At 40.3% G+C, this 402-nt stretch carries 1 pseudogene; it reads left to right on the forward strand.

Going from position 1 to position 402, the window contains the following annotated elements:
- Positions 1-393, forward strand: a pseudogene (locus SB660_RS19130) (DUF1189 family protein); the annotation flags it as partial.
- Positions 394-402 lie beyond the last annotated feature (9 nt).

Here is a 402-nt window from a genome sequence, read left to right on the forward strand (position 1 = left end):
GTAGACGGACAAGCGACAGAAATGAATTATTCGCTGATGCCTGCCGATATCACAAAAAAAGAAATCATATGAGCATTAAACCAAAATAAAACAATTATCGTCACCGTCCTGTCCGTTGTGCTGTTCATCATGACAGCGGCAGGCAAATTCATTGAAGTATCATTTCTCGCTGTCATCGGCCTGATTTTGAAAAATGCGCAAAGAAAGACATTGCATTACCAGCAGCTCTGGAAGCTTTCGGCTTATTCCATTACACTTTCGACCGTATTCTTTACGATCATGCGCGCGCTTGTTATTACGGTGCCGAGTGAATTTTTAGTGAATTGGTTTGTAAACTTTATCATCCTTTTCCTCGTCTTAAAAGAGATACCGCGAAGTAAAACAGATGTATAACAAAGACTG

This window comes from Bacillus sp. SIMBA_005 (assembly GCF_046535585.1).
Lineage (GTDB): Bacteria > Bacillota > Bacilli > Bacillales > Bacillaceae > Bacillus > Bacillus pumilus.